Source organism: Acinetobacter haemolyticus (genome assembly GCF_003323815.1).
Classification (GTDB): Bacteria; Pseudomonadota; Gammaproteobacteria; order Pseudomonadales; family Moraxellaceae; genus Acinetobacter; species Acinetobacter haemolyticus.
This window is the reverse complement of sequence record NZ_CP030880.1, coordinates 1,769,552-1,788,119: the sequence shown is the minus strand read 5'-3', so window position 1 is coordinate 1,788,119 and position 18,568 is coordinate 1,769,552. Positions and strand designations below refer to the sequence as shown.

Sequence of the window (18,568 nt, the reverse complement as noted above, 5' to 3'; positions counted from 1 at the left end):
ATATTTAATAGATAAAAAATCTCCCTAATGAAAGGGAGATATTTAAAAGCCAATGATTAAATTTATAAAAGTATTGTTGATCAATAGCGAAACTATTTTACCTCTTCAACAAGCGCTGGGAATATCACGCCATCAACATCCACTTTAGTGGCGTAAACACCATTTTTAAAATTAAATTCGTTGACGTGATAACTTGAGCCATAGATAGAATCAAAGCTGTCGGATTTGGTAAATACCTTCTTATTTGCTTGCAGATCAAGTAAATGGGTTCCGTCAATAAATTGAGCATATTGGGCGGCATCTAAACCAACCCGTTTTGCCATGATTGCCACAGCATCGTCTCGTGTTGCTGGATCATTGATATATTTAACAGTTTTATCCCATACCTGAATGATTTTTTTCCAATCTTCCTTATTTGCAGCAAGATGCGTCATATTGACGGTCAAAGTATCATAAATCAGTCCGGGCTTATCTTTGGATGAATAGATGATTTTAGAGCCTGCAACTGCTTTTAAAGCTTGATTAGCTACAGGTTGCCAAACTGCAATTGCTGACACATCAGGACTTGCAAACACTTGAGGTAATTCATTGGTTACCGCATTCACTAATGTCACTTCAGAGTTTGCTACTTTGGCATCATCTAAAGCTGTATTGAGTAAGTGGTGATCAACCAATCCTTTCTCAACCGCAATTTTTTTACCTTTCAAATCAGCAATATTATTAATTCCATTTTTGGCAATAATGACATCATTTCCTGCGGAATAATCAGTTGCCAAAATCATGATGCCTTTAGTGCCTCCTGAAGCGATCACCAAGTTATCACCATTGGATACAGAAACAGCATCGAGCTGATTGGCAGAAAATGCATTGATAGATGCAGAATAATCGAACCATTTAAATTCGACATTTAATCCCGCTTCTTTAAACCATCCCTTTTCAATAGCAACTTGCCATGCCACCCAACCCGGCCAATCACTGTAGCCAATCGTGATTGGTTTAGTGTTGGTACTTTCAGTTTTTGCTTTAGACTCTGGTAGTTTTGCTGTGTTGTCACAGCCCCCTAAAAAAATCGCTGTCAGCACAGATGCTGAAATCAGTGTTTTTTTGATCATCTTATGCTTGCTCCTATTGTGCTCTGATATTGAGAACTTTTTGTCACTATGAATGTTTATGTGTTTTGTGCAATTGGCGGCATGACGGCATCCATCAATTCCAAATGCCCTTTAATTACCCCTTTTAATGCAATGAACTGCTGACTAATGGCTTTCAAATCACTACTGACACCTTGCATCAACATGACTTGTAGAACCTTGTCATCATCCAATTGAATATGTAATGAACTGATCACCTGAGCTAAGTATTGTTGCTGCAAATCAACAAGTTGCGTTCGCAGTGGTTTTAAACTCACGTCATATAACAATGTTAATGTGCCAACCATCACTTCATCGCGTTTAGCTAGATCATCAATTAAGTGCCGATTGATCATGTCCAAGATCGCTTGTGAACGGCTTTCGTAGTGTTGATCAACGATTTTTTGATCAAGTGCATTCAATGTAGTTTCAGGCACGGTAATACTGATTCGAGCTAACTTTTGCTTGGCCACCGTCTTATCCCTTTACCTTGCTTACTTGGTGATTTTGTTTGAAATACAGACCTGCTCTTGCACTGAATAAATCGACTAAGAATTTCTTAATAGGGTGTTTTTCTACAGTGTTGGTTTTGGCTTCACTCATATCGCAGCTCCTAAAGGGGTATTACTGAAATTAGTTTTTGTATTACTTATTTAGAAAGCAGAATATGTGCCAATTTATAGTGATTGAGATTTGTTGAATAAACTTAAATTAAATAATAAAAAAGCCCCACTACGTTGAGATGAGGCTTGCTTGAAAGCAGAGTATTTCATCAGTTTATTCCATTGTTACTGCTCATGTACTGGTTATTCTTTTTATACATGTTGGAATGAACCGATGTGTGTGATTTAGTGATCAAGTTTATTGTTCTCCTCTATTTATGTTGTATATAAATAAAAGCATAAAGCATGCCAAAATATCAGATAGTATGGATTCGGTCAGAATAAAAGATAAATAAGACACTTAGCTAAAGGAAGCACGAATGAGGATAATTTTCCCGTTTTAAAATGCCTAAAAAATGTACCAATTCGCACCATTTAGGTACGCTAAATGCATCAATGTGTAGCCGTGCAGATAAAGCTTTTCAAGAGACCTATTAATAATAGATCTCTTACAATCACTACTTTCATCAAGCCACTGGCGCTAGTGTAAATAACACCTGCCCTGTTTTAACAGTTTGTCCTTTTTCAATAGTAATGCTTTCAACCTTCATACGTTCGGGCGCAACAATCGGAATTTCGATTTTCATAGCCTCGATGACTGCTAGCGTTGCTCCTTCCTCGACAATATCGCCAGATTGACATTCAATTTTCCAAATCGAACCTGGCATATGTGATTCAACTGCACAACCACCATCAGGAATGATGACGGTTTCACCCTCATCAACAGCATCCAAACTCTCTGAGACATATTCTGCAAGACCTGCCTCATGCCAACGACGACGTTCAGCATCAAAGTTAGCTTGTTGAGTTGCTTTAAAACTTGAAATGGTTTCAGCATTGTCTGATAAGAATTGATTATATTCTTTGAGGTTTAAAACACCTTCCTCAATTCTGAGTTTGAGTCGTCCTGCCTTAAAATCCTCACGCATTTGCATGAGTTCTGTTTCAGAAACTTCATAGAATTTAATCTGATCAAAGAAGCGTAATAACCACGGTTTACCTTGCTCAAAGTCTGCATTTCTACGATAGCGAGACCACATTTGAGTCGTTCTACCCACAAACTGATAGCCACCTGGTCCTTCCATTCCATAGACACACATATAAGCACCGCCGATTCCAACAGCATTTTCAGGTGTCCAAGTTCGTGCAGGATTATATTTAGTCGTTACGAGTCGTTGACGTGGATCAAGCGGTGTTGCAACTGGTGCACCTAGATATACATCACCTAAGCCCATCACCAAATAATTTGCGTTATACACCACATCTTTTACGGCTTGCTTATCTTTTAGACCATTAATGCGACGGATAAATTCGATATTGTCCGGACACCACGGTGCATCAGGACGCACCGTTTGCATATAACGATCAGTTGCCAACTGCGTTTGTGAGTCTTCCCAAGCCAAAGGTAAATAGACAGTGCGTGAAGGAACTTGCATTTCAGTCACATCAGGTAATTCGGTTTCGGCTTGTTTGAGTAGGTTCAATAAATTCTGTTGATCCAGTTTGAGTGAATCATAATGAATTTGAAGTGAACGTATTCCCGGTGTTAAATCAATGATACCGTTGATGTTTTGATCTTTAACCCACTGCATTAATGCATGTATGCGGAATCGCAAATTCAGGTCCAAAACCAATTCGCCATATTCAACCAACATGTAGTTATTACCAGCGGGGCGATAGACTACATTTGGCGTATGATCTTGACCATTTAAACGATCTAATACGGCATCATTTAAGCTATCAAACTCAGCATAAAAGCTTTGACCAAATTGCACATCATTAAGATGCTCAGTACTGAGCATATGATGATAGGTTTGATTTAATTCGGTTGCTTGTTCATATCGAATAGGAACAAATTTGACTTTGTCTCCTGCTTTTAATTGACCTAATTTCCAAAGTTCAGAATGAACAACGACTGCTGGGCAAACAAAACCTCCAAGACTCGGACCATCAGGACCTAAAATGATCGGCATGTCTCCAGTAAAGTCGATTGCACCAATGGCATAGGCATTGTCATGAATATTGGAAGGATGTAAACCTGCTTCACCACCATCTTCACGCGCCCATTCTGGCTTTGGTCCGATCAAGCGAATTCCTGTACGGCTTGAATTGAAATGTACTTCGAAGGAATGTTCAAAGAAGGCATCAATATCTTGTTTGGTGAAAAAATCAGGCGCACCATGCGGACCATACATCACTGCAATTTCCCAACTGTTTGAAAATGTCGGGACTTGTTCTGCATTTAAACTTGTTTGTTGGTCTGAACTAAACGAAGTGATTGGCAACATATCACCAATTAACAAATTACGTCCTGCATGACCACCAAATTGACCTAGGGTAAAAGTCGCTTGTGAACCCAAGTATTTGGGAACATTCAAACCTCCTTTGATGCCAATATACGTTCTACATCCTGTGATGATTTTGCCACATTTAAGAATTTGCCCTTTCTTGACATTCACCGTTTGCCACATTGGAATGTGCTCACCATCCAAGGTTGATGGCATGTCACCACCTGCAAGCACGATTTGGCTATCACAGTGAAACTTTAGTGTAGGTCCATGCAAGGTACATTCTAAACCTGCACTATTAGATGCATTGCCAAGTAGTTGGTTTGCCACATTTAAAGATAAAGGGTCAATTGCTCCAGACGGTGGTACACCCACATCCCAGTAACCTAAACGCCCAGTAACATCTTGTATGGAGGTTTGAATACCAGCTTGCAATACCTCGATTTTTTGAGTTTTCCATTCAAAAGTATTGAGGAAACGAGTGGTTTGAGTACCCGCTTTAAACACTTCACAATCAATAATATTCTGTAAATATTCAAGATTGGTTTCGATACCTGCAACCTGAGTTTTGGCTAAGCTATGATTCATTGCTTGAATAGCCGCATCGCGATCATTTGCCGTGACGATAATCTTAGCAATCATAGGATCGTAAAATGAGGAAACAGTCGAGCCAGTTTCTACCCATGTTTCATTACGTGCTTGATCATCAAATTCAACAAAGGTCAGTAAACCTGCACTCGGTTGGAAGTTTTTGATCGGGTCTTCAGCATACAAACGAACTTGTATCGAATGCCCTACTGATTTCAAAGATTGCGTTGGCGCTGTCCAGTCACCACTCGCAAGTGTGACCATCCATTCAACCAAATCCACGCCGTATACTTGTTCTGTGACACCATGTTCAACTTGTAGACGGGTATTTACTTCCAAAAAGTAAAAATCTTGCGTGTCCGTATCCATCACAAATTCAACAGTACCCGCTGAACGATAATTCACGGATTGCATGAGTTGAATTGCAACTTTCTGAATATATGAACGTTGTTGATCATTTAAATGTGGTGCTGGCGTTTCCTCAATAACTTTTTGATTGCGACGTTGAACAGAACAATCTCGTTCACCTAACGCTAAAACTTGTCCTTGACCATCACCAAATATTTGCACCTCGATGTGGCGAGCATTCTGTACAAATTTCTCTAAATACAATCCTGCATCTTTAAAGTTTGCCTGCGCAAGATAAGAAACTGTTGCGAAAGCATCTTTAAGTTCTTCAGCATTCCATACCAAGCGCATGCCGATACCACCACCGCCTGCGGTACTTTTTAGCATCACAGGATAACCAATGCGCTCTGCTTCAACCAATGCCTCTGCTTCATCAGCCAAAAGTTGGCTACCCGGCAATAACGGCACATTTGCTTCGATTGCAAGTTCTCGAGCGGTATGTTTCAAGCCAAATGCACGCATTTGAGCTGAGTTTGGACCGATGAATGCAATTCCTTGTGATTCACACAAATCACAAAATTCAGCATTTTCAGATAGAAAACCGTAACCCGGATGGATGGCATTCGCACCTGTTTGTTTAGCGACTTCTAAAATTTTGTCAACATTGAGGTAACTTTGACTCGCGGGTGCATCACCGATATAAATCGCTTCATCTGCTAAGGTCACATGCAATGAATCTCGGTCTGCCTCAGAGTACACAGCAATGGATTGGATACCTAATTTTTTTAGTGTTCGAATAACACGACATGCAATCGCTCCACGATTGGCGATTAAAACTTTATCAAACATAGACTAAGCCTCCTCACCATCACGAATCACTAATTGGATTGGTGTCGGGTTATAGGCATTACATGGATTATTCAGTTGCGGGCAATTAGAGATCAGCACGATCAAATCCATTTCTGCTTTGATCTCGACAAATTTACCCGGTGCAGAAATACCATCATCAAATTTCAAATGTCCATCAGATGTGACAGGAACATTCATAAAGAAATTGATATTTGGACCAATGTGACGCACATTCAAATTGTGCTTTTTCGCGATGGGATGTTTAGCTAAGGCATACATGAAGTTGTTACGGCAACTATGCATAGGATAAGTTTCATGTGCATAGCGCACAGTATTACTTTCGCAAGAACATGCGCCACCCAACGTATCGTGACGACCGCAGTTATCATCATGAATGACTGCAATTAGCCGTCCAAAGTTACTGTATAAAGATGTACCTTTTTCTAAATAGAGATATTGATTCATGGCAAGCGTATCTGTAGCGCTATAACGCTCTTCAGGATTTTCTGCTGAGATAAATAATGTATCAACAGCTTGATTGCCCTCTAAATCGATAATCCGAAAGTATTGCCCTTTTTTGACTTCGCACATCCACGCTTCACCCGCAGGACAAACTTCACTTAATGTTGCTTTTTCAAAAGTATGTAAACTCGTCATGATGCTTCTCCTATAGCTTAATATGCTGAACTCAATGCGTAGTAACGTACGTTGTTTTGAAAAGCACGTTGATTTTGTGGACAGGCATCACGACAAATATCGTGGTCGGCTAAAGGATTGGCTTTATACAAAGACAATTGAATATCGCTTGGTTGATAGAGCGAACTGTTATCTAAACCATGTGGGGCAGCAGAAAGGAAAACCAAACAATCCATTTCAAAACGTAATTCAATGATTTGGCTGGTATTGTCTGATTGGGTATAGCTTAGAGCACCTTGATCATTGGGACTCACTTTTGAGAAAAGGTTTACGGTTGCACTTAAATCAGTTTGTGACAGTGAAAATTTCGCCATCTCTACCAATAAGCCATCGACACCGTTTTGGTACATTTCATTTCGTGCATCTTGAAAACGACGTTGACCAAATTGTTTGGTGATTTGCTCAGGGCGACTCGCCCCACAGAAAGTATCATTCCAACCATGGTCATCTTTAACGATCGATGCCATGACACGCCCTAAATCTGAATACAAAACATTGCCCGTCGTTAAAAATGCAGTGTGTTGTCCTTTTAAGGTGTCTGGCATATTGTAACGTTCAAGTTTATCTTCAGCATTCACACAAAACAGTGAAACATTGGCGTTTGAAGCTAACGCTTTGAATTGTAAAACTGTCCCTTTCTGAACTCGTCCAGACCAATGATGACCACCCGGTAGTTTTTCAGTCCAAAGGATCTGGTTGTTATGATATTCGCTCATTCGCATGACCTCTTTTAAGGTTTAAGTCCAACCTCCCGGGCTTTTATCCCTCCGTGTAGTTCTTGCGAACCGTGAACTCTCGGTCTCAGTCATAGCCAACTTTTATCCGTTGGCTATCGGAACCCTAGATCACTTTATGATGGGATTAATGAAGCAAATGGCGTGCCAGTTTAGTAATACGATTTTTGTATTTCGTCATACTTTTTTGGTTTAAAACAAGGCATTTTTATTTTTATGCACTGTGATCAGTCAAAATCAGTGCACTAGTGTTTATTTCTGAGGCTTTACTGGAAAACATAAAAAGGGCTTTATTTCCTTCAGCACAAACATACTTTGCATTTCTTTGATTCCGGGCAATCTTCGAATGGTCGTCATTGAAAATTCAGCATAGGTATCGAGATCTGGTGATACGACTTGCAACAGAAAGTCTGCATCGCCTCCAATGCTATAACATGCAACGACATAATCTAAGGCAGTGACTTCTTCTTCAAATTTCTTTGCCTCTCTTTCGCTATGACTATCAATCGATACACGGACAAACACCATCACACCTAAGCCAAGTTTTTTGCGATCAAGTAAAACGCCGTATCCTTTGATGACTTTGGTGTCTTCTAAATGTTTGACTCTTCGCCAACAGGGCGAGGTTGAAAGACCTAACTGTTCTGATAAGTCAGCATTTGTGGTTCTTGAGTCTTTTTGCAACAACTCTAAAATTCTTGCATCAGTTTTATCAATTTTTAAACTAGGCATAACATTTCTATTAAAGTTAAATATAGGGTTATTTATACCTTAATTTTTATATTTACTAGAACATATAGATCAAATTTACCTGTGTATTTATTAAAAAATAGAGATCCGATTTCATTTGGTTTTAATTGACATGGAACATCTCACACAAACAATGACCTATGTTTTAACTTTAGGATTAGCCGCAATCCTCCCTGGACCAGGCATGACTGGTCTTATGTTTAAGACTTTAGTACAGGGATATAAAAATGGACTGATGATGCTATGTGGTCTCATCACGGGAGATATCACTTTTTTATTGATTTCAATTTTTCTTTTTTCTTCTCTTCATCATTTCAGTCCACATTTGGTTTTTTATTTGATACTACTATCAAGTTCGTACCTGCTTTACTTAGCTTATAAGTTTTGGTTTTTTAACGGTAATCTTTTGGAAAATGAAGCACCTGAAAATCTCGAAAACACGCTTTTTTCCTATAAAGATGGGCTGTTAATTACTTTGAGTAATCCTAAAACTATTTCATTTTATCTTGCGATTGTACCTGCTATCTTCGGCGCGCAGTCATTGCAAAAGCAAAGCTGGTTTTTAGTGTCTATTACCATCTTCACGCTTGCCATCATTGGTGGTCTTTATGTCTTTTTTTCGTGGAATCTAAAGAAAGTACTCAGTGATATAAAAGTACAAACCATTTTATTAAGAACGCTGTCTGTCATGATGGGTATATTGGCTTTGGGAATGTTTTATAGAGAGTTTAACATTCAATATTTAGCATAAGCTATTGATTCACAAAGCCCTAAATGACATTTTACTTTAGAGCTTTGTGAATCAAATAGAGGGTGAACTCAAATCTTACTTTTTCTTTTTGGTGAACAAATTCAATGCTTGCGCATAATGTGATGGTGCTACACGCTGAATTAGATCTAAAATTTTGGCATCATTGCCAATTAAAACTCGGCGCTGATCTTTTTTAACCGCATTTAAAATTACTTTTGCAGCTTCTTCAGGTGGGGTTTTAAGTACCTTGTTAAAAGCTTTACTGGCCTTTGCAGGATTCAATCCTAAGGCCCGAATACTATCACTCATGCGTGCGCTATTCGCAATGTTGGTGCGAATCCCCCCTGGATGGACACAAGTTGCACTTACACCGTTGGCTTGTAAGTCAAGCTCTTGACGAAGTGATTCGGTAAAACCACGCACTGCAAATTTGGTCGCATTGTATGCACTTTGCGTAGGTTGGGCGGTTAGGCCAAATAGACTGGAAATATTGATAATATGCCCTTCACCACTTTGCTTTAAATAGGGTAAAAATGCTTTGGTACCATGTACAACACCCCAAAAATTAATATCAAATACCCATTCCATTTCTTCATAACTCATTCCTTCAACCGTGCTTGCCAATGCCACGCCTGCATTATTAAAAATGAGGTTAATTTTTCCATGTTCTTGGGCGGTATTCGCAGCCCATTCCTCTACAGCAGTGCGATCAACCACATTTAAGGTGCTAAGCGTGACTTTAACTGGATAGGATCTAACAAGTTCCAATGTTTCAGCTAAGCCTTGCTCGTTGACATCACTCAGGGCTAAATGTGCACCTTGTTGTGCCAATAAAATAGCGAGTTGTTGACCGATTCCAGAACCTGCACCTGTAATCGCGGCAACTTTTTGATTAAAATTTTTCATAGCATGGCTCTTTGTCTAGTTGATGTCTAATTGATAAAAATGGATTGCGTTTTGTCTAAAAATCGCTTGTAAAGCTTCAGAACCATAAGGCTCAATCATTTTGATGTAAGCCTGTATTAAGTCGGTTAAACGCGCATTAGGTTTATCCATTGGATAATTCGAAGCGAACATAATTCGATCTGTACCAAAAACACGAATCGCATGCTGTATCAATGGGGTCAATAATTGAACCATTTCAGCAACTGTCGCGGTGCGATTTTCTTTGTGAAATGTGTGTCCCAATACTGGCATCATAAGCCCTGATATTTTTGCATGCACATTCGGCTGCTTCGCTAAAGCACTTAGGTCGTTTTGCCATTGCTGAAATATTGCATCACGTTGCGAAGCAGTTTTCCCTGTCTTCTTCCCTACTGCACCAAACAAACCAACAGGTGTTGCAAGATGATCTACCACGATCCTTGTTTCTGGAAACTGCTTGGCCAAGGCAGTGATCTCATTTAATTGAGTTGAATAACCCCAAGCATCAAAGGACAGATTCATTTTGGCAAGTTGCTCAAATCCTTTTAAGAATTTTTTAGACTGATATAAATGAGGTGTTTTAGACCAGCGATAGATGCCGTCATCTTCATGCCAAGAAGACATCTTTCGAATTCCTCTAAACAAAGGACTTGCATCTCGATGAGCTTTTAAAATATCGACGAATTTGCGGCTACTTGGATCCGCCGTGGCAACAATTGCAGCAAGCTTTAAATCATATTTTGAAAAATCTAACTGGCTTAGCCATCTCGTTTCTTCAACAACGCCAAACCCTTTATGATGATGCCAATTGGCTTCGACATGAACAACGCTTTCAACCTGTATCCCATCTAAATCTTGATGATAATGCATCGGCAAATAAGGGCTTAATACATGTTGAGTATGCCCTAGAGTGTCCAATAACGCTTTTGGTTTTACTAAGCGAAGAATCTTATCCATAAGCGCTGGATATTTCCCCAATGCCTTAACCAATACAGCTGCGGAATGTGGAGTATGGTAAGGATCCCACTGATGTATATGTGGATCAATAATAGAAAAATCGAGCTGTTTCATTGTTCTACTCTTTAGCGTTGTAATATCTTTTTTTTGAAAATTAATTTTTCATAACAGTCCAGAAATTCTGTTGAAATCTTATAAAACCGATAAGCTATTTATATGTTTCATTGGTTACTCCATACCAAAACATGTTTTATTCTGTTTTCTAGCTTACAGAGAATCTAAATATGCATGAAATGATTTTTTATAATCATAAATTATGAATACTATTCATAATAAAATATATTTTTAATTTATTTAACTGATTTTAATGAAAAAAATACACTTGACCTCCGCGATATGAGCGCTTTTAGTCAAGTGTATTCAGCATGAATTTAAAAATTCATGCTGTTAATTATTTATTTAAACCGACTGCTTTTGCACGAGCAGCGTGCAACTTCTTGTAGCTTTCGATCAAACGCAAATGACGATCCAAACCTTCGAGTTTCATACTGGTCGGCGTTAAACCATAGAAACAAACAGTGCCTTCAACAGAACCCACGACAGCATCCATACGTTCATCACCAAACATACGACGGAAGTTCTTTTCGTAATCTTCCAATTCCATCTCATCATCGAGAATGACTTCTAGCACGACATTCATACATTGATAGAACAAACCACGTTCTACAGTGTTGGTGTTGTATTGCAGGAATTGCTCAACTAAATCTTTGGCTTCTTCAAATTGCTTCAAAGCAACATAAATAAGGAGTTTTAATTCAAGCAGTGTCAATTGTCCCCAAACCGTATTGTCATCAAACTCAATGCCAATTAAGGTTGTGATTTCAGTATAATCGTCAAGTTCACATTCTTCTAAACGCTCAACCAGTGCTTCAAGACGCTCGTCATCTAAACGATGAATATTTAGAATATCTTCACGGAATGCCAATGCTTTATTGGTATTGTCCCAAATCAAATCTTCAACTAAATAAATCTCAGAATAATCTGGTACGAGGATACGACAAGCTGTCGCACCTAAATGTTCATAGACAGCCATATAGACTTCTTTGCCCATTTCTTCAAGAATGCCGAATAATTCAGCAGCCTCATCCGCATTCGAGTTTTCACCATCATTGGTGAAATCCCATTCTACAAAATCATAATCAGATTTTGCGCTGAAGAAACGCCAAGAGACTAAGCCACTTGAATCAATAAAGTGTTCCACAAAATTATTCGGTTCAGTCACTGCTTCACTTTGGAAGGTTGGTTGAGGTAAGTCATTGAGACCTTCAAAACTACGACCTTGCAATAACTCAGTCAAACTACGCTCTAAAGCCACTTCAAAACTTGGATGCGCACCAAATGAAGCAAACACACCACCTGTGCGTGGGTTCATCAAAGTGACACACATCACAGGAAATTGACCGCCCAAAGAGGCGTCTTTAACCAATACTGGAAAACCTTGTTCTTCTAAGCCTTGGATACCTGCAACAATACTTGGATACTTAGCCAAAACTTCTTCAGGAACATCAGGTAGTGTAATTTCACCTTCGATAATTTCACGCTTTACAGCACGTTCGAAAATTTCAGATAAGCACTGAACTTGAGCTTCTTCTAATGTATTCCCTGCACTCATACCATTACTGAGATACAAGTTTTCGATCAAGTTTGATGGGAAGTAAACTGTTTCGCCATCAGATTGGCGTACAAAAGGCAGTGAACAAATACCACGTTCAATATTCCCAGAGTTAGTATCGTATAAATGTGTACCTAGTAACTCTTTTTCAGGATCGTAAATCTCAAGACAGTATTCATCTAAGATTTCTTTTGGTAGCTCACCATTTGGCCCTGGTTTAAACCATTTCTCGTCTGGGTAATGCACAAATTCTGCGTCGGCAATTTCTTCACCCCAAAATTGATCGTTATAGAAGAAATTACAATTAAGACGCTCAATAAACTCGCCTAATGCAGATGCTAATGCACTTTCTTTGGTTGAGCCTTTACCATTGGTAAAACACATCGGCGACTGTGCATCACGAATATGCAGTGACCAAACATTTGGCACAATATTACGCCATGACGCAATTTCAATCTTCATACCTAAGCCTGCCAAAATGCTCGACATATTGGCAATGGTTTCTTCTAAAGGTAGGTCTTTACCTTGAATATAAGTAGTACTTTCAGATGCAAGATTTGGCATCAATAAAGCTTGAGCATCTGCATCGATACTTTCCACTTCTTCGATGACAAATTCAGGACCCGTTTGAATGACTTTTTTTACCGTACAACGGTCGATTGAACGTAAAATCCCCTGACGATCTTTTTCAGAAATATCAGCTGGAAGTTCAACCTGAATTTTAAAAATCTGTTTATAACGGTTTTCTGGATCAACAATATTGTTCTGAGATAAACGAATATTATCGGTTGGAATATCACGTGCCGCGCAATACACTTTGACAAAATAAGCTGCACAGAGTGCCGACGATGCCAAGAAGTAGTCAAATGGCCCCGGTGCAGATCCGTCCCCTTTATAACGAATTGGTTGATCTGCGATTACCGTAAAGTCATCGAATTTGGCTTCTTGTCGAAGGTTGTCGAGGTAATTAACCTTGATTTCCATGCTGGCACCTAAGTTAGTCTGATGTGTTTATTTGACACAAAAGATTGAAAATATTGATAAATAAGCCGAATTGTAGCGTTAAATTGACTTAATAATGCGTAGTCGCGAGAGATTGTCGAGATGACATGCGCTCTGCAACTCGTAATGATGGGCGTTATTATAGAAGTATTTTATGAAATTGATAACTTTTGTCTGTATTTCGAAGTGATTTAACTTGAATCTGCCCAGAAATACAGCAGCTTCAAACATTCATTTCTGAAAAGACTGCTCAATACTCAATATTTTGCAGTCCGTTCAATTCATGCTAGATCCGTCCCACCTCAAGATATGGGATTAAGTTTTTGTCAAAATTGGGGCGAGGATCACCTTGGAAGCTAATAAAGCCATGCATTCCAGTTAAACGCTCTCCCTTATAAAATTGATTGAGCTGATAACGGGGATCTTGATGTGACAAGGTAAAACTTACAGCACCGATACCCAGTTGCTTGGAACGCTGATAAGCATCGGTGAGCATACGATGATGCAAAGACAAAGCGTTTGGATGACACAATAAACTATGTAATACATGGTATTTCACTGAGTCACCACGTTTTGGCAAAATTAAACTTTTGCTAAAAACCGTACATAAATTATAAATCGGACGAAACAATCCAATCATGCGACTGTAATTCAATATTTTGGTTTGTTTAAGACCATGTTGATCCCATAGCCCAAACATTCCTACGATTTTATCATTATGAAAATAAAGCAAAAAATCCGAAAGATTTAAACCAGAAAAATAACAATTCCCTTCAGCCAATTCTTCAAAATTATATGCAGGAATAAAATTATAATAATCTGACATTTCCGTCACAAAAGCATTCATTGCAGCAATATGTTCAATCCCAGCAGTACATGACCAAATCTCATCAGCAGTTTCATTATTTGATGTTTGAGCCTTTATATATTTTTTTAGTTTACTCAATCTGCCTAAACTCGTTAATGTTAAAGTCTCAATCAGTCCTTCATCATAATAATCAGGCATTCCAGTTTTAGGTGTCTGAATAGCCGCACGCGCAGCATGATTATCATCAAAAATAATCATTTGACTAAAATTAGGATCATGCATATTTTTTTCGACATGAGCGCCTAGCATTTTCACTAGAGATTTTCCGCGATATTGATGATCCACCCGCAAATCACTCGCATATCGAAAGTTTTGTATCTCACGATTAACATAACATGGTCGATAACCATTGCTATAACAAGCCACTTTTTTCTGATTTTCTTTATCCTCAATCAGAACATGCAACTTATGTTTATACAGAATATCTGAGGCTTTGAAATAACTTGGTTCGCGTTGAAAACTAATCTGGATACCGCGTGTTGTCATCGGTACAGCGATCAAGGCTCTTAAGGCCTGATCATCTTCCTGTGTTGCTTCCCTTGTAACAAGTTGACTTTCAAAATACTGACTGGCTGGGCTTGTATTCATTGTTATTTCCCCTATTTATGATGTTGCGTTGTGATCAATTGATTTAACTCACCCATTTGATCTAATAACTGATAAACAAAAACGATCTCATCTTGCTCATTCACTGTTTTTTGTGTTTTCACATCCAGTAATTTTTGTTCGGTATTAAGTAAATCAAAAGTCGTTTTTGTGCCCAATTCAAATTCCTTCCGGGTATATAACAATGCGATTTCTGCTGCATCGATAGCATTTTGAAGTGCATTTTTATTTTGCCGAACACTTAAAAGCTGGGCATAGGTGGTTTGTACACGTTGGTTTAAATCCAGCTCTAAACTTCTAATCTTCTGATGACTCAAATCCACATCCGTCTGGGCTTTGCGTACATTCGCACGATTTAATCCATCATCAAATAAAGGGACATTTAACTGTACTCCAACCATATAGTTATTACTTTCAGAGCCGATATAACTGGCCTCTTCTTGCTTACCTGCACGACTGGTTAACATCACGGTCGGCCATAACTCCCTTTTGCTAAGCGCAAATTGTTGTTCAGCTGCTTGCTTCTCATATTTAGCTTGAATTAGTGCAGGGTGATTTTTTGTTTTAGCTAAGATCTCATCTAAACTCAACGTAATCATGGGTAGCTGATCAACTTTAGCCAAATGTTCTGGGTAAATACCCGTAATCTGATAAAATTGTGCCTCACTGATACTGAGATTTGATTGCGCCTGAGTCACATCGGCTTGTCCTTGCGCAACTTGTGCCAAGACTTGAGCCAAATCAGCACGTGTGATCATACCGACATCAAACCGACGTTGTGATTCGAATAGCGAACGCTGCAAGTTTGTGAGTGTTTTCTTTCTCAAGTCTAGAATGGCTTTTTTCTTCAATACATCGGTATAAACCATCACTGTATTTAAGATCGTTTCCGATCTACGATCAGAAAAAGATTGTTGCTGAGCAGCGACTTGACTTTTAGCGACTTCTACACCTAAACGATGCCGACCTGAAGTATAAATCGGGTAATCTAATTGAAGTTGTAGGCTACGCCCTCGCCGATTACCTTCAGTGGGAAATAATACCGTTTCAGGTGTTTCGATTTTTTCATAGTCCAACTGACCAACTAAATTGATTTTTAGACCATCTCGTTGCTTCGCTTGCTCTAACATAGCAGTGGAACGATTTACATCTAAGCGACTCAGTTCTAGACGACTTTCATGCTTTAAACTGGCACTTAATGCTTGATCTAAGGTCATGGCATTGAGTGAACTCGTTATAGTCAAAATACTAGAAAGCATTAAATATTGATATTTAGTAATTCGATGTGCCAATCGCATCATCCTGTTCATCCCTTGTGTCATAGCTGCTCTAAACTGCTCAGGCTAATTTTCTTCAAAGGCTCAGGCTTGATATTACCTTCAATAATACCGTCAAACATCACGAGTTTTTTGTAGGCATCCCAACCATTATCTGCTTGTCGAATTTGCGGTTGATCCAACTGTCCTAAATTACGAGCCAACTCATAATGGAAATTTTGCCGTAAAATCTGGTCAATATATTCATGATCAATCTGACGATGAATATCACCTTCAAATAAGACACAATAAAAAGGTTTTGTTTGTTGTTGTGTATCAATCGCCAGTAAAGAGATTGCTTTCGATTGCGTTTGATTAAGATGAGATAAAAGTTGTTGGGCAGTTTCAGGTGCTAGTTTCTCACCCACGAGATCAACACCAAAGCGACGACCCAAAAACTCAAAACACGGTACTTGTTCTAAAAAGCCTTTGACACGAATGCAATCATCGAGACAATATCTTAATAAGCCATTACCAGAACTTATGATTGGGCTAACAATATCACCTTGTTTGAGCTTCCATGAAGGTACAATTTGACCACGTTGCTCTCCCTCTAAATATTCGAACTCATAAAAATGACTTTGATAAGCAAGTGGGTATTGACCTTGATAGGGTATCGTTACAACACCTTCAGTTGCCCATAAACCTTTACCTTCAAATTGTACAAAAGGTAATCTTGCTTTTAATACGTCCGCCCATGCTTTTGAACCTGCTGTATCCCAGCTAGACACTAAACTTAAGCGTGGCCATAATTTTTTAAAATCAATCTGCCCATCAATCATACTCATGCTTAGACACTCAGCACTATATCGACAGTAGGGTGCTTTTACTTGTTGTAAAGATACAGCTCGACCTCCCCAAGACCCCGTAGCTAATACAGCCATCACCTCCTTATGCATATTTTGCAAACGATCAAGAAGTTGTAATGCAAATGTTGGGCTCCATACAGAGATCATTGCCAGATTACGATTTGCGACGAGATAACAAATCGTGGCAAATAAGGCATCATCTGCATTTGAGGCAAATGCAACATTACTGGGAACTGCCTGCGTAAATTTAGATAAAATCCGTTTCCCAAATCCTAGCAATGCACTGTCATCATTTAAGTTTTTATCTTTTAAAATCTCTCTTTGGCTTTCAGGTAACCACGAAACGGACCAATAATGGGTTCCTGATTGGAGCTGAGGGCATTTTCGATATAAGCTTGCCAGCCATGTTGCAATGGCTTGATCTAACTCGTTTAAAAATTGTTGAGTATAGGGAATAAATTTTATTTGTTCACTAGAGCCGCTGGTCGGTTGAAAACGAATCAACTTACTATTTGAAAGTACACGTTTTTCTTCTCGATATAGATGGATATCTTCTCGCCATGCGCTATAACGAGTTGGCATAAAGGCATTTACGAACTGCTCATAATTCACAACTCGATTTTCAATCGCTAAAGTTGAAGATTGTAAAATAGCGCTGAGAATTTTACGTTGGGTAACCTCAAGTTGATTGGCGTTTTTTTTAAACTTTCTATCGGTCGTATTACACCACTGCTTCAAAATAAAATGTGATCCTGAGCTTAGCCATTGTTCGTATCTCATTTTGAAACTCCAGTTTGGATATTTTGTTTTGTAATAATTGCCTCGCAACGTCCTTTACTTATCGGCTTGGATATTAACTTTACTGGGAAGCGAGCTAAATCTTTCCAACCTAACCTTCCTATGCAGGGTAATTCAGTCCCTGCTGTCCATGTGGGATTAAGCTGCTCAAAAAATTCAATTTTGGGATTTTTTGTTCTCATCTCATCGGTAATTGGTGCAACTTCACCTTTTAAAGGCTGATAATCCTCACCAAAGTTTAATAATCCAATATCTTTATCATAATACTCACTAAAGAAATTCTCACAATAATGATCGACAACTGCTGCAAGGTGCTGATTATCATCTTGCATATTTGGATAATATACATAATAGTTATTGGCTAATAATAAGTAAGTTTTATAACCTTTTGATATCAACAACCAATACAACTCATTAAATGGGTATTTAACCCTAAGTTTCATCATAAACTTCAACATTGCACTTTGTAGTGTTCTCGTTCCCCAATACTTCTTTTGAATAACCGTATCTCCACTGAATAAAACGGTATAATCTTTCCCTTCAAAATAAAAATGTTGAACTGCAACTGTAGAAAAACCAACGATCTCATGTGTTATCGAGCTAAATATTACAATCGCACCACTTTTCTTCTTAAAGTCATCAACAAAGATAGAAAATTTTGTATTTTCATAATATTGTTCATAAATTGAATACATCACTTTTAGTTGAACAATATCGATTTTTTCTTTTTCAACATATTTTCCATATGTTGATTCTTTGTTGTTTAATTTAGAAATAAGTTTATATGTTGTCTTAATCATAAGATATAACCTTTAAAACT

The 18,568-nt window shown here is 38.5% G+C and carries 15 protein-coding genes and 1 riboswitch; of the genes, 1 reads left to right on the top strand and 14 read right to left on the bottom strand.

The annotated features are described in order from the left end of the window. Positions 1–92 precede the first annotated feature (92 nt). The 7 genes from DS737_RS08215 to DS737_RS08190 form a co-directional block, all read right to left on the bottom strand. Positions 93–1,112: an ABC transporter substrate-binding protein gene (locus tag DS737_RS08215; protein WP_113997271.1), complete on the bottom strand. Its 1,020-nt coding sequence runs from the start codon at positions 1,110–1,112 to the stop codon at positions 93–95. Between the two features lie 56 nt (positions 1,113–1,168). Then, positions 1,169–1,603, bottom strand: a complete 435-nt coding sequence (locus tag DS737_RS08210; RefSeq protein WP_113997270.1) for a CopG family ribbon-helix-helix protein — start codon at positions 1,601–1,603, stop codon at positions 1,169–1,171. A gap of 4 nt (positions 1,604–1,607) precedes the next feature. Continuing rightward, positions 1,608–1,733 carry a hypothetical protein gene (locus DS737_RS16330; protein WP_004639188.1) on the bottom strand — a complete coding sequence of 42 codons (126 nt, stop codon included), beginning with the start codon at positions 1,731–1,733 and terminating at the stop codon, positions 1,608–1,610. Between the two features lie 526 nt (positions 1,734–2,259). Next, positions 2,260–5,865 carry an urea carboxylase gene (gene uca, locus DS737_RS08205; RefSeq protein ID WP_113997269.1) on the bottom strand — a complete coding sequence of 1,202 codons (3,606 nt, stop codon included), beginning with the start codon at positions 5,863–5,865 and terminating at the stop codon, positions 2,260–2,262. 3 nt (positions 5,866–5,868) lie between these two features. Then, a complete protein-coding gene (locus tag DS737_RS08200) occupies positions 5,869–6,522 on the bottom strand; it encodes an urea amidolyase associated protein UAAP2 (protein ID WP_005090496.1) in 654 nt (217 codons plus the stop codon). Between the two features lie 17 nt (positions 6,523–6,539). After that, positions 6,540–7,283, bottom strand: coding sequence for an urea amidolyase associated protein UAAP1 (locus DS737_RS08195; protein ID WP_228206821.1), 744 nt, complete (start codon positions 7,281–7,283; stop codon positions 6,540–6,542). Positions 7,284–7,307: 24 nt separating this feature from the next. Further along, positions 7,308–7,416, bottom strand: a riboswitch (guanidine-I (ykkC/yxkD leader). A gap of 131 nt (positions 7,417–7,547) precedes the next feature. Then, the gene (locus DS737_RS08190) at positions 7,548–8,027 is read right to left on the bottom strand and encodes an Lrp/AsnC family transcriptional regulator (RefSeq protein ID WP_004639193.1); all 480 of its coding nucleotides are present in this window, start codon (positions 8,025–8,027) and stop codon (positions 7,548–7,550) included. A 130-nt stretch (positions 8,028–8,157) separates the two neighbouring features. Between DS737_RS08190 and DS737_RS08185 the strand changes: the two genes are divergently transcribed. Next, positions 8,158–8,796: a LysE family translocator gene (locus DS737_RS08185; protein WP_113997267.1), complete on the top strand. Its 639-nt coding sequence runs from the start codon at positions 8,158–8,160 to the stop codon at positions 8,794–8,796. Positions 8,797–8,871: 75 nt separating this feature from the next. Here the strand turns inward: DS737_RS08185 and DS737_RS08180 are convergent, their stop codons facing one another. From DS737_RS08180 to DS737_RS08150, 7 genes are all read right to left on the bottom strand, one after another. Next, positions 8,872–9,702, bottom strand: coding sequence for an SDR family NAD(P)-dependent oxidoreductase (locus DS737_RS08180; protein ID WP_005090492.1), 831 nt, complete (start codon positions 9,700–9,702; stop codon positions 8,872–8,874). 15 nt (positions 9,703–9,717) lie between these two features. Continuing rightward, positions 9,718–10,791, bottom strand: a complete 1,074-nt coding sequence (locus DS737_RS08175) for an amidohydrolase family protein (RefSeq protein WP_113997266.1) — start codon at positions 10,789–10,791, stop codon at positions 9,718–9,720. Positions 10,792–11,128: 337 nt separating this feature from the next. After that, positions 11,129–13,333, bottom strand: coding sequence for an OsmC domain/YcaO domain-containing protein (locus DS737_RS08170; protein WP_113997265.1), 2,205 nt, complete (start codon positions 13,331–13,333; stop codon positions 11,129–11,131). Positions 13,334–13,637: 304 nt separating this feature from the next. Next, the gene (locus DS737_RS08165; RefSeq protein WP_113997264.1) at positions 13,638–14,807 is read right to left on the bottom strand and encodes a hypothetical protein; all 1,170 of its coding nucleotides are present in this window, start codon (positions 14,805–14,807) and stop codon (positions 13,638–13,640) included. An 11-nt stretch (positions 14,808–14,818) separates the two neighbouring features. Continuing rightward, a complete protein-coding gene (locus tag DS737_RS08160; RefSeq protein WP_113997978.1) occupies positions 14,819–16,126 on the bottom strand; it encodes a TolC family protein in 1,308 nt (435 codons plus the stop codon). Between the two features lie 17 nt (positions 16,127–16,143). Further along, positions 16,144–17,730 carry a GH3 family domain-containing protein gene (locus DS737_RS08155; RefSeq protein WP_113997263.1) on the bottom strand — a complete coding sequence of 529 codons (1,587 nt, stop codon included), beginning with the start codon at positions 17,728–17,730 and terminating at the stop codon, positions 16,144–16,146. Further along, on the bottom strand, positions 17,727–18,548 hold the full coding sequence (locus tag DS737_RS08150) for a hypothetical protein (protein WP_005090486.1): 822 nt from the start codon (positions 18,546–18,548) through the stop codon (positions 17,727–17,729). Before DS737_RS08150 ends, DS737_RS08155 begins: the two co-directional genes overlap by 4 nt. Positions 18,549–18,568 lie beyond the last annotated feature (20 nt).